Origin of the sequence: Ralstonia pickettii (assembly GCF_000607165.1) — a bacterium.
Classification (GTDB): domain Bacteria; phylum Pseudomonadota; class Gammaproteobacteria; order Burkholderiales; family Burkholderiaceae; genus Ralstonia; species Ralstonia holmesii.
The window spans coordinates 44,366-56,307 of sequence record NZ_JFZG01000002.1 but is presented as its reverse complement, the minus strand read 5'-3'; the positions used below and the strand labels follow the sequence as shown (position 1 = coordinate 56,307).

The 11,942-nt window shown below is 64.9% G+C and carries 9 protein-coding genes; 7 read left to right on the top strand and 2 right to left on the bottom strand.

The features are described from left to right. Positions 1 to 21: 21 nt before the first annotated feature. Complete coding sequence (gene hutU, locus BG83_RS0100225) at positions 22 to 1,791, bottom strand: urocanate hydratase (protein WP_024974827.1); 1,770 nt, start codon at positions 1,789 to 1,791, stop codon at positions 22 to 24. Positions 1,792 to 1,945: 154 nt separating this feature from the next. Between hutU and hutC the strand changes: the two genes are divergently transcribed. Then, positions 1,946 to 2,659, top strand: coding sequence for a histidine utilization repressor (gene hutC, locus BG83_RS0100220; protein WP_024974826.1), 714 nt, complete (start codon positions 1,946 to 1,948; stop codon positions 2,657 to 2,659). A gap of 131 nt (positions 2,660 to 2,790) precedes the next feature. After that, positions 2,791 to 3,138 carry a carboxymuconolactone decarboxylase family protein gene (locus BG83_RS0100215; RefSeq protein ID WP_024974825.1) on the top strand — a complete coding sequence of 116 codons (348 nt, stop codon included), beginning with the start codon at positions 2,791 to 2,793 and terminating at the stop codon, positions 3,136 to 3,138. A gap of 41 nt (positions 3,139 to 3,179) precedes the next feature. On the opposite strand, the gene hrcA is transcribed toward BG83_RS0100215, so the two are convergent. Then, positions 3,180 to 4,238, bottom strand: a complete 1,059-nt coding sequence (hrcA, locus tag BG83_RS0100210; protein WP_024974824.1) for a heat-inducible transcriptional repressor HrcA — start codon at positions 4,236 to 4,238, stop codon at positions 3,180 to 3,182. A gap of 111 nt (positions 4,239 to 4,349) precedes the next feature. Between hrcA and BG83_RS0100205 the strand changes: the two genes are divergently transcribed. From BG83_RS0100205 to mprA (BG83_RS0100185), 5 genes are all read left to right on the top strand, one after another. Beyond that, the gene (locus BG83_RS0100205; RefSeq protein WP_024974823.1) at positions 4,350 to 5,294 is read left to right on the top strand and encodes an NAD kinase; all 945 of its coding nucleotides are present in this window, start codon (positions 4,350 to 4,352) and stop codon (positions 5,292 to 5,294) included. A 145-nt stretch (positions 5,295 to 5,439) separates the two neighbouring features. After that, positions 5,440 to 7,146: a DNA repair protein RecN gene (recN, locus tag BG83_RS0100200; protein ID WP_024974822.1), complete on the top strand. Its 1,707-nt coding sequence runs from the start codon at positions 5,440 to 5,442 to the stop codon at positions 7,144 to 7,146. Between the two features lie 93 nt (positions 7,147 to 7,239). Continuing rightward, positions 7,240 to 7,704 carry a hypothetical protein gene (locus BG83_RS0100195; RefSeq protein WP_080693632.1) on the top strand — a complete coding sequence of 155 codons (465 nt, stop codon included), beginning with the start codon at positions 7,240 to 7,242 and terminating at the stop codon, positions 7,702 to 7,704. 263 nt (positions 7,705 to 7,967) lie between these two features. Continuing rightward, entirely contained in the window at positions 7,968 to 9,611 is a 1,644-nt protein-coding gene (gene mprA / locus BG83_RS0100190; RefSeq protein WP_024974820.1) for an MprA protease, GlyGly-CTERM protein-sorting domain-containing form, read from the top strand. A gap of 190 nt (positions 9,612 to 9,801) precedes the next feature. Further along, positions 9,802 to 11,781, top strand: a complete 1,980-nt coding sequence (mprA, locus tag BG83_RS0100185; RefSeq protein WP_024974819.1) for an MprA protease, GlyGly-CTERM protein-sorting domain-containing form — start codon at positions 9,802 to 9,804, stop codon at positions 11,779 to 11,781. Positions 11,782 to 11,942: the final 161 nt, after the last annotated feature.

Here is an 11,942-nt window from a genome sequence, read left to right as displayed (position 1 = left end):
TACGAGCAGGATGTCTTTAACTTAGCCGATCATCGGCAGGTTCAAACCGTTGCGCTTGGCGCAGGCAATGGCGGTTTCGTAGCCGGCATCTGCATGGCGCATGACGCCGGAGCCCGAATCGTTGACGAGCACACGGCCCAGGCGCTTTGCCGCAGCGTCCGTCCCGTCGGCGACGATCACCACGCCCGAGTGCTGCGAATAGCCCATGCCGACGCCGCCGCCGTGGTGCAGCGACACCCACGTCGCACCGCCGGCTGTGTTGAGCAGCGCGTTGAGCAGCGGCCAGTCCGACACGGCGTCGGTGCCGTCGCGCATGGCTTCGGTTTCGCGGTTGGGGCTGGCGACAGAGCCGGTGTCGAGGTGATCGCGGCCGATCACGATCGGTGCCTTCAGCTCGCCGTTCTTGACCATCTCGTTGAAGGCCAGACCGGCCAAGTGACGCTCACCCAGGCCCAGCCAGCAGATGCGTGCGGGCAGGCCCTGGAAGGCGATGCGATCCCGCGCCATATCGAGCCAACGGTGCACGTGCGTGTTGTGCGGGAAGAGTTCCTTGATCTTCGCGTCGGTCTTGTAGATGTCTTCCGGATCACCCGACAGTGCCACCCAGCGGAACGGGCCCTTGCCCTCGCAGAACAGCGGACGGATGTAGGCCGGCACGAAACCCGGGAAGTCGAAGGCGTTCTTTACGCCCTGGTCGAACGCGACTTGGCGGATGTTGTTGCCGTAGTCGACGGTCGGAATACCCATGGCCTGGAAGTCGAGCATGGCTTGCACGTGTACGGCGCACGACTTCGCGGCCTCGTCGGTCAGGCGGGCGTGCTGCGACGGATCGCGTTGCGCAGCACGCCATTGCTCGACCGTCCAGCCAACCGGCAGGTAGCCGTTGACCAGATCATGCGCCGAGGTCTGGTCGGTCACCAGATCCGGCTTCAGGCCGCCAGCGCGGGCACGCTTGACCAGCTCTGGCAGGATTTCCGCCGCATTGCCGAGCAGGCCGATGGACACGGCCTCGCCGCGCTCGCAATGGTGGCGAATCAGATTGAATGCGTCGTCGATGTCCTTGACCTGCTTGTCGAGGTAGCGGGTACGCAGCCGGAAATCGATGCTCGATTGCTGGCACTCGATGTTCAGCGACACGGCACCGGCCAGCGTAGCGGCCAGCGGCTGCGCGCCGCCCATGCCGCCCAGGCCGGCGGTCAGGATCCAGCGGCCGGCGAGGTTGCCGCTCGTCCCCTCGGGAGACCGCCCTTGTGCCAACAAGGGCGAGGGGCTGTTCGAATAATGCTGGCGGCCCGCTTCGGCAAACGTCTCGTACGTGCCTTGCACGATGCCTTGGCTGCCGATGTAGATCCAGCTGCCAGCGGTCATCTGGCCGTACATGAACAGGCCCTTGCGATCCAGTTCGTTGAAGTGTTCCCAGTTCGCCCACTTCGGCACGAGGTTGGAGTTGGCGATCAGGACACGCGGCGCATCCGGGTGGGTCTTGAATACGCCCACCGGCTTGCCCGATTGCACGAGCAGCGATTCGTCATCGTTCAGCTCGCGCAGCGTTTCCAGGATCTTGTCGAAGCAGGCCCAGTCGCGCGCTGCGCGGCCAATGCCGCCGTAGACGACGAGGTGCTTGGGGTTTTCGGCCACGTCCGGGTCGAGGTTGTTCTGGAGCATGCGGTAAGCGGCTTCGGTCAGCCAGCTCTTGCAGTGCAGCTCGGTGCCGCGCGGGGCGCGGATTTCGCGCGAGGCGTCGTAGCGCGGGTCGTTGGTCAGGTGGGCAGCGTTGGTCGGGGCGTTCATGTGAGGTCTCCTGCGAACTCCTTTGTCATGGAGCGCATCTTATGTTGTATATACAACTTAGGCAAGAAAACTTTACAAGCTAAGAGCAAACCCTGATGATGACCGCCATCCGCACATCACATCGGCCGCCCAAACCGCACCGCAAGCCACGTCCATGCCACACGACCCGTCCGCCAGCACCCCCGCCTTCCAGCGCATCAAGGAAGACATCCTCATGCGCATCCGCAGCGGCGAGTGGCAAGAAGGCGAAATGATTCCGGGGGAGACCACGCTCGCGCAGACCTTTGGCGTGTCGCGCATGACGGTCAACCGCGCGCTGCGCGAGCTGACCGCCGAGCAGATCCTCACGCGGGTGCAGGGGTTGGGAACGTTCGTCGCGCAGCAGAAGTACCAGGCAACGCTGGTGGCCATCCGCAATATCGCTGAGGAAATTGCCGCACGCGGCCACAGGCACCGTGCGGAACTGCACAAGCTCGAACGTGCACGCGCCAACGATGCGATGGCCGCATCATTCGGCGTGCCGGTGGGGCGTGCCCTGTTCCATTCGCTGATCGTGCACTTCGAGAATGACCTGCCGATCCAGGTGGAAGACCGCTGGGTGAATGCCGAGCTGGCCCCCGACTATATGCAGCAGGATTTCACGCAGACCACGCCAAACGCCTACCTCATGCGTGCCGCCCCGTTGCAGGGCGTGGATTACGGCATCGAGGCCCGCCTGCCTCCGCGCGAGATCGCCGAAATGCTCCAGATGGATGTGCGCGAACCGTGTCTGATGCTACGGCGCAAGACGCTATCGCAAGGCCAGGTCGCATCGCTGGCGACCATGTGGCATCCGGGTGGGCGGTATCAATTCACGGGCAGTTTCTGAGCGCGTCGTTGCGCTACATCATGACCTTGCCCCTGGGCGCGGACGAGAATGCTCGAAAGGATGCGCGGCGGCTTATGCCGATATGCCCAGCCCGCTACCTCACTCCACACCCGGCCCAGGAGAGCACTGTCATGAGCGGCATGCCCGAATTCAAAAGCGTGGTCAAAGATGTGTCTGCGCACATGCGCAGCTTGCGCGAATCGCAGCCGGAGTTGATGACGGCATTCAGCCAACTGGCGGCAGCCGGCACAAAAGATGGCGCACTGAGCAAAAAGACCCGAGAACTGGTGGCGCTGGGAATAGCCATCGCCAGCCGCTGCGACGACTGCATCGGCTTCCATGTCCAGGCGCTGGTCAAGCTCGGCACAACCCGTGCCGAACTGGAAGAGGTACTGGGAACAGCCGTCTATATGGGCGGCGGCCCTTCGATGATGTACGCCACGCATGCGCTGGCGGCGTTTGAGCAATTCTCGGCCTGAGACATTGGCGGGCCGCTTCGCCCGCTGCAGGCTACGCTGCCTCAATACTGGCTGAGTGTGCTGGACAGCAGCTTGGCCGTGATATCCACGATAGGGATCACGCGCTCATACGCCATGCGCATCGGCCCGATCACGCCCAGTGTGCCGACGATCTTGCCGTCCACCTCGTACGGCGCGGTGATGACCGCCATGTCTTCGTGCGGCACGAGACTGCTCTCGCCGCCAATGAAGATCTGCACGCCCTCGGCGCGGCTGGATACGTCCAGCAACTGCAGCAATCCGGTCTTCTGCTCGAACACAGCAAAGAGCCGGCGCAGCTTGTCCATGGACGAGGACAGGTCTTCCACCTCCAGCAGCTTGCGCTCGCCCGAGATGACGACCGGTTCTTCCTCCGACACGGCACTGCTGCCCGCCTCCACGGCCGCCTGCATCAGCGCGGTCATGTCGGCCTGCAGCGCAGACAACTCGCCGCGCAGGCTTTCGCGCACCGCATCGAACGTTTGGCCGCCGTAATGCGCGTTGATGTAATTGGCGGCTTCGACCAATTGCGACGGGGTGTAGGGCGTATCGGTATGGATGATGCGGTTCTGGACGTCGCCTTCGGGCGTGACGACGATCAGCAGGATGCGGGACTCCGACAGCCTCAGGAATTCGATCTGCCGGAACGCATGCGTGCGTCGCGGCGTCATCACGATGCCGGCAAACTGCGAGAGGTTGGACAAGGTTTGCGCCGCCGCCGCAATCACCCGCTGCGACGATTCCGAGCCATGCGACGCCATCTGCGTGCGCACCTGCTCTGCAATCGCGCCGACCATCTGCTGCGCCATGCGGTCGTGCGTGCTCAGCACATCCAGCGGGCTGGCCGTCAGCATCGTATCGACAAAGAGGCGATAGCCACGCGGCGTCGGCACGCGCCCGGCCGAGGTGTGCGGGCTGGCGATGAAACCCATCTCCTCCAGGTCGGACATCACATTGCGGATGGTGGCCGGCGAAAGATCGAGCCCCGAATACTTCGACAAGGTGCGCGAGCCCACGGGCTGGCCCTCGGCGATATACCGTTCGATCAGGGTCTTGAGAAGGATGGTTGCGCGCTTGTCCATGATTCTTCAATTTTACGCAAAATCGGCGCCAATCTACGGGTGATGTCGGCGTTTCTCCACTAAACACGCGCCGACGTGGCGACGGCCATATCGATATGGTGTAATGCGCGCATGTCGATTCCCCCGTCCGCCGTGGCCCCGCAAGCTCCCGCCGCCTCGCCTTCGCCTGTTTCGCCTTTCAAGACCGTTGCGCTGGTCGGCCGGTATTCGGCCGCCAACATTGCCGGTCCCCTCATGGAACTGGCGTCGTGCATTGCCGGGCGCGGGCATGACATTGTGTTCGAGCGAGACACGGCGCTCAACATCGGCGTCCAGGATTACCCTGCCCTGCCGCCCGAAGAGATGGCACGCCACGCCGATGTGGCCGTCGTGCTCGGCGGCGACGGCACGCTGCTCGGCATCGGGCGCCACCTGGCCGGTGCCAGCGTCCCCGTGATCGGCGTCAACCACGGGCGGCTCGGCTTCATGACCGACATCCCGTTCGACGACGTGCACACCGTGCTGCCCGACATGTTATCGGGCCGCTACGAGGCCGAAACCCGCACGCTGCTGCAGGCCCAGGTCGTGCGCGACGACGAAGTCATCTTCTCCGCCCTCGCCTTCAACGACGTGGTGGTCAACCGCTCGGGCACCTCGGGCATGGTGGAGCTGGCCGTGTCGGTCGACGGCTTCTTCATGTACAACCAGCGTTCGGACGGCCTGATCGTTTCCACGCCCACGGGCTCGACGGCGTATGCACTGTCTGCGGGCGGGCCGATCCTGCATCCGGCGCTCTCGGGTCTGGTGCTGGTGCCGATCGCACCGCACTCGCTGTCGAACCGCCCGATCGTCATTCCGCAAGACGCGGAGGTGGTCATCCAGGTCACCAGCGGGCGCGATGCCAGCGTCAACTTCGACATGCAGTCGCTCACGTCCTTGCTGCCCGGCGACCGCATTGTGGTGCGCCGCTCGGAGCGCACGGTGCGGCTGCTGCACCCGATCGGTTACAACTACTACGCCACGCTGCGCAAGAAGCTGCACTGGCACGAGTATCCGACCGAAGACAACCGGCTCTAAGAACCTGCCCATGATCCTACTGCGCGGCCCGATCTTGAACCTGCGATGCTCGCCGTACGCATGTACGGCTGCGCTTCTCGCTTCAACCTCGAGCCGCTCGCTACGAATCATGAGCAGGTTCTAAAACTCCACGCCCACCGCTTCCATGCTGCGCAGCCTCACCATCCGCGATTTCGTCATCGTTCACGCGCTGGATCTCGATCTGGCCGACGGTTTTACCGTGTTTACGGGCGAGACCGGCGCGGGCAAATCCATCCTGATCGATGCACTTGCACTCACGCTGGGTGAGCGCGCCGATGCGGCCGTCGTGCGAGAAGGCGCGCCGCGCGCCGACATCACCGCCGAGTTCGACGTGCATCCGCATGTGGCCGCATGGCTGGAGGCGCATGAACTGCACGACGACGAGGGCGTGATCCTGCTCCGCCGTACGGTCGATGCCGCAGGCCGCAGCAAAGCCTTCATCAACGGCGCGGCTGTCACGCTGGCGCAACTGCGCGAAGTGGGCGAGCAACTGGTCGACATCCACGGCCAGCACGCGCATCAACTGCTGCTCAAGGCGGATGCGCAGCGCAGCCTGCTCGACGCCCACGCGGGCCTGGAAGGTGCTGTGCGCGTGGTCGGCGAACACTACCGGGAATGGCACGCCGTGGTGCGCGCACGCGAAGCTGCCGAGCAGCAGTCGCGCGAAGTCCAGCTCGAACGCGAGCGCATTGAATGGCAGGTCAACGAATTGCAGAAGCTTGGTCCCCAGCCGGGCGAGTGGGAAGACGTGCAGGCCGAGCACCACCGCCTGTCGCACGCTGCCAGCCTGATCGAAGGCACGCGCGAGGCGCTGGATGGTTTGTCCGAGTCGGAAGGCGCGGTGCTCACGCAACTGGGCGCGACGCTCCATACGCTGCGTGAACTGGCCGAGATCGACCCCGCGCTGGCTGATGTGCTGGCCGCGCTGGAACCGGCCGAGGTGCAAATCCAGGAAGCCGTGCACACGCTCGCTCGCTATGCCGATCGAGCAGAGCTGGACCCGGACCGCCTGGCAGAAGTCGACGCGCGCATGCAGGCGCTGCACACCATGGCGCGCAAGTACCGGGTCGCTCCCGAAACGCTGCCGGCTGAACTGGCTGAACGTCAGGCGCAACTCGCCGCGCTGCAAGCTGCATCCGATCTCGATGCGCTGCAAGCCCAGGAAGCGCAAACCCACGCCGCGTATATGACGGTCGCGCAATCGCTGTCGCGCGACCGCGCCAAGGCCGCGCGCGAGCTGGCTGACGCAGTGACCGGCGCCATGCAAGGCCTCTCGATGGCCGGTGGGCGCTTCGACATCGCGCTGCACGCGCTGGAACACGGCGGCGCGGCGGGGCTGGAGCAGGTCGAATTCCTCGTCGCGGGGCATGCGGGCGTGTCGCCGCGGCCTTTGGCGAAAGTCGCCTCGGGCGGCGAGCTCGCGCGGATCAGCCTGGCCATCTCGGTAATTGCCAGCGAAGCGAGCCCGACCCCCACGCTGATCTTCGACGAAGTCGATTCCGGCATTGGTGGTGCGGTGGCAGAAGTCGTGGGCCGGCGCCTGCGCGAACTCGGCATGCGCCGCCAGGTGTTGTGCGTCACGCACCTGCCCCAAGTGGCCGCGCTCGCCAATCACCACATCCAGGTCGCCAAGCAGACGGTGGCCGGCAGCACGCGGTCCGACCTCGTGGTGCTGGACGCCACGGGCCGCGTGGATGAGATTGCCCGCATGCTGGGCGGCGCATCGCTGACCGAGACCACGCGCCGCCACGCAGACGAGATGCTCGCCGCGGGCCGTGCGCAATTGGCACCGGAATCTACGGCGCGGAAATCCCGCCGCGCGGCACAGTGATCGCCTATACCGGAACCATTGCTGCCAGGGTTGGCACGAATGTTCCGGCTGCAGACGCGACAAACATCCTCTACCGAATCCAAGGAGAACTTCATGGCCCGCATGGCCCGCACGATCCAACCGGCTGCCCGCCCTCGATCCCTGCTGTCGTCCGCCAAGCCTGCACTGGCGATAGCTCTCGGCCTGTGCTTGCTGACCGCGTGCAAGTCCGTGCCGGCCATTGACCCGGGAAAACCGCCTGCCATGGACCCGGCCTCGGCCAACACCCAGCCTCCAGCCTCCGTGTCGGCTGCGCACAATCTGGGCGACATCATCATCGGCCTGAGCACGCCGACCACCTCGTCCACCACGGTGCAAGGTGTGCTGGATGCCGCGGGCGCACGCGCAACGCCGCGCCTGGCCTTTGCGGTGGTACGTCCGATGTCGGGCGGGTTCTGGGTGGTGCGCGCCAGCTCGGGCGATGCATCGGCCACGCTGGATGGCGCAGTGACGGCGTTGCGCAGCACGCCCGGCATCGCCTCGGCCGACCCGGATCGCATCATGAAAATCCAACGCTGAACCACCGCGACACCGCTCCACACTGTGAAAGAGCGGGCGCCGCGTGGCGTCCGGTTTCCTGCTCCACGTTCCGTCGCCAGGCCCGCATTCTGCTTCAGCAGCAACTCACAACCGGCCTTTTTCCCCTCGCAAACGTGATCGGCCATCGCCGCCACACCAAGCGGACAAGTCGCGTGCTACCTTTGGTTTTGTGTAACGGTATGTCAACGATCACATCCTGACGACGTTTCTCATTACAACGAGACCCCACGGAGCACCCGCTGATGACCCCCTCCCTCTTCCGGTTGAAGTCTTGGCTCCGCGCGGGCGCCAGCCTTGCCTGTCTTGCCTGGGTGATGGGCAGCCAGGTCGCTACAGCTGCCGCGCCGCTGCCGCAATACACCGGTGACCTGATCATCAAATGGCGCGACGACACGAGCGGCGCGCGCAAGACGCTCTCCGCCAGCGAGGCGAACAACCGGTTGCTGTCGGTAGCGCAAGCGGCGGGCAGCACGCTGCAGGTCAAGCGCACGCTGGGCACCAACGCGCAGCTCATGCGCACAGGGCTGACCGATGCCGCCAGCATCCAGGCTACCGTCGACAAGATCGCGCAGGACGCCCGCGTGGCCTACGTGGTGCCTGATCGCATCCTGCGGCCCAACACCATTCCGAACGATCCGCTGTTCGCCACGCAGAACAACCTGGCCGCGCCGGCGCTGGTACCTGGCGGCATCAACGCGGCCGCGGCGTGGAGCATCACGCAGGGCTCCACGGGCATCGTGGTGGCAGTGGTCGATACCGGCTATACCGATCACCCCGACCTGTCAGCCAAGATCCTGCCGGGCTACAACTTCATTTCCGACCCAGCCCGCGCCGGTAACACCTTCGGCCGCGGAACGGACGCGCATGACCTGGGCGATGGCGTAACGAGCACGGATGTCGCGAACATTTCCGGCTGCACCAGCAGCGACATCGCCAATAGCAGCTGGCACGGTACCGAGGTCAGCAGCGTGCTCGCCGCCCAGACAAACAACACCCTCGATATTGCAGGGGTAGGCTGGAACACACCGATCGTACCGGTGCGCGTGTCGGGCAAATGCGGCGCGCTGCTATCCGATACGGTGGACGGCATGCTGTGGGCAGGCGGCATCAACGTGTCTGGCGTGCCGACCAACGCCAACCCGGCACGGGTGGTGAACGTGAGCCTGGGCAGCACAACACAGTGCTCTGCGGCAGAACAGGACGCGGTGAACCAGTTGGCCGCACGCGGCGCCATCGTGGTGGCGGCCGCCGGCAATGAAGCCGCGCAGACCGTTGATGCGCCGGCCAATTGCACGGGCGCCATCGCCGTCACTGCGCACGTCGACAGCGGCGAGAACGCCAGCTACGCAAACGTGGGACCCCAGGTGGCGTTGTCCGCGCCGGGCGGTGGCTGCGGCAACTCGAAAGTCGTCACGAGTACAACTCCGGCGACTTGTGCAGAGCCCGTTTCCGTTATCCAGGCCGACTCCAACGATGGTGCACAGACTGTCGGCAACCCCACGGTCAAGTCGGTGGCAGGCACGAGCTTTTCGACACCGGAAACAGCCGCCACCATCGCGCTCATGCTGAGCGTGCAACCACAGCTGTCGAACGCGCAGGTATTGGCTGGCCTGAAGCAGACCGCGCGGCCGCACCCGAGCGGCACCTTCTGCGCTGTGAACACCGGCATCTGCGGCGCTGGCCTGCTGGATACCGCCGGTGCCGTCAGTTATGCCCAGAACACGGCGCCGGCCGGCTCGGGTGGTGGCACGACGGGGTCGGGGGGATCGACCGGGAGTACGAGCAGCGGTGGTGGCGGAGGCGGCGGAGCCATCCCGCTAGTTGGCGCGGCGCTGCTGTTGGCGCTGGGGGTTGCATGTCGGCGCAAGCGTGGGTTACCGCATTGACGCGGCCTTTGGCTTGACCGAAACCGCCTCCCTCTGGAGGCGGTTTTCATTTGTGGTGCTCCTGCACACCCCTTCCGTCGCCAGATACTAGGGTTTATACCTAATACGATCTACTGCACGCTGTCTCAATCCTTTTGGACAATGCAAATGCAAGCTTTGTAATCCCTTACAAAAAGACAGGACTGCTCCGATGAAGACAATGGTTGCCGGGGGTGTAGTACAGGCGCTGTTAGCGCTTGGGTTGGTGTCGTATCACGTTGCGCCAGCGCTGGCCGTGGAGAAATCCACAACGTTCAATACGCAGATGCAATGGGTGACGCAGCTGGTCGTAAAAGAGAAAAGCACGGGGTTGAAGACGCAATCGGTTGCAACAGACGGCGCGGCAACTCGCGCAGACGTGGCGACCGTGCAACGCTGGTCGGCGGCAGCGCAGTTGCCGATGACATACAAGCGCCCGATGTCGGGCGGGGCCCACGTATTGACGCTGCCCAACGTCATGACGCTGGAAGACGCCCAGACCGTCGCGCAGCGGATGGAGGCCAGCGGCCAGTTTGAATATGTGTCGCCCGACCGCATCATGCGGCCGATGGCACTCGCCACCGATCCGCTGTTTGGACAGCAATGGAACCTGCTGGCGCCGACGGCCAGCGCGCCCGGCGGCGCCAACGTGACAGCCGCGTGGGATACCACGACCGGCGTCAATACCGTTGGCGTTGGCATTGTCGACACCGGCATCCGTGCAGACCATGCCGACTTCGTTGGGCTGAGCTTCGGCACGGGCCGCAACTTCGTCAGCAACAGCGCCATGACCGGCAGCTCTGATCCGAAGACGGGCAATACGATCCCATCCGGTTTCGTCAACAACGGCGCCAACAACACGCTCACGAATACCGATCCCTCCGACCCCGGCGACTGGGTGACCAGCAGCGACGCCGCGTTGTATCCCACGTTTTGCGGTAGCTCGGTAAGCAACAGCAGCTGGCATGGCACCTTCGTCGCCGGCCAGATCGGGGCGCAGCGCAACAATGGCATCGGTATCGCAGGCATCGCCCCCCGCGTGCGTGTGCAAATGGCGCGGGCACTGGGCAAGTGCGGCGGCGCAACCTCCGACATCATGGACGCCGTGACGTGGCTGTCCGGCGGCTCGGTGCCGGGCGTAACCAACAACCCGACGCCCGTCAAAGTCATCAACATGAGCCTGGGCGGTTCCGGAAGCTGCTCGACACTCGAGCAGAACAGCATTACCGCAGCGCGTGCGTTGGGCGTCACCATCGTGGCGGCCACCGGCAACGAAGCTGGGCCCGTGGATGCGCCGGCCAACTGCACTGGCACCATCGCCGTGACGGCACACTCGCAGGAAGGCGACAACGCGTTCTACGCCAATGTCGGCGCGCAGACGGTGATCAGCGCCCCTGGCGGCGGTGCGGGCACGGTCATTCCCGGCTCCGCCAGCAAAATTGTGTCGCTGTCCAATACTGGCACGACAACACCGGTGGCATCTCCCGCAGGCGACGCCTACGCGCAGGACATCGGCACGTCGATGGCCACGCCCCATGTGGCCGCGACCGCAGCGCTGATGCTGTCGGTTCAGCCGGCACTGACCCCAGACAACATCACGGCGATCATCAGGCAATCTGCCCGACCGTTCGTGGCCGGCACTTACTGCGCAACACACGCTGGCGTGTGCGGTGCCGGTACGCTGGACGCCGGTGCAGCCGTCGCGCAGGCGCAAGGCTCGCCGACCGTGCATGCCACGGCATCGGCGTCGAGCGTGACCGCCAACACGGCCGTCACGCTGACGTCCATAGGAGGCGCCGGCTATAACAAAACGACCAGCAGCACCGTCTGGGCCCAGACCGCCGGGACGCCCATCACCCTGACGACGACTGGCCCCGATGCCAACGGCGTCAGCACCGCCACGTTCACGCCGGGCGTCGCGGGCGTGTACAGCTTTAGCGTGACGTTGACGAATAGCTCGGGCGCAACTGCGTCAGATACGGTCAGCGTGACTACTACCGCGGCGGCGGCGACATCGGGCTCAGGCACGGGTAGCGGTACTGCGACTAGCAGTAGCGGTGGCGGTGGCGGTGGCGCGCTCCCACTGTGGGTTGCAGGTCTGCTGGTGGCCGGGGGGCTGACAGGTTGGAAGCGGCGTTCGCTTTCGCATTGACACGGACCTGCGCATCGCGAAACCGCCTCCTTGTGAGGCGGTTTTTTTTCACCCCGATGGACGGCAACATACCTGCCCCGGCCAACGAAACTAGGGTTTCTACTTAAACCCAAAACACGTTCGCGGCCCCGGAAATCCTTCAGGAAAATGCCTTGGCAAAT

Coding starts and splice junctions, on each gene's coding strand:
- BG83_RS0100195 (WP_080693632.1), top strand. CDS start 7,240: ATGGCCCGCATGGCCCGCACGATCCAACCGGCTGCCCGCCCTCGATCC.
- hutU (WP_024974827.1), bottom strand. CDS start 1,791: ATGAACGCCCCGACCAACGCTGCCCACCTGACCAACGACCCGCGCTAC.
- mprA (WP_024974820.1), top strand. CDS start 7,968: ATGACCCCCTCCCTCTTCCGGTTGAAGTCTTGGCTCCGCGCGGGCGCC.
- mprA (WP_024974819.1), top strand. CDS start 9,802: ATGAAGACAATGGTTGCCGGGGGTGTAGTACAGGCGCTGTTAGCGCTT.
- recN (WP_024974822.1), top strand. CDS start 5,440: ATGCTGCGCAGCCTCACCATCCGCGATTTCGTCATCGTTCACGCGCTG.
- BG83_RS0100215 (WP_024974825.1), top strand. CDS start 2,791: ATGAGCGGCATGCCCGAATTCAAAAGCGTGGTCAAAGATGTGTCTGCG.
- hutC (WP_024974826.1), top strand. CDS start 1,946: ATGCCACACGACCCGTCCGCCAGCACCCCCGCCTTCCAGCGCATCAAG.
- BG83_RS0100205 (WP_024974823.1), top strand. CDS start 4,350: ATGTCGATTCCCCCGTCCGCCGTGGCCCCGCAAGCTCCCGCCGCCTCG.
- hrcA (WP_024974824.1), bottom strand. CDS start 4,238: ATGGACAAGCGCGCAACCATCCTTCTCAAGACCCTGATCGAACGGTAT.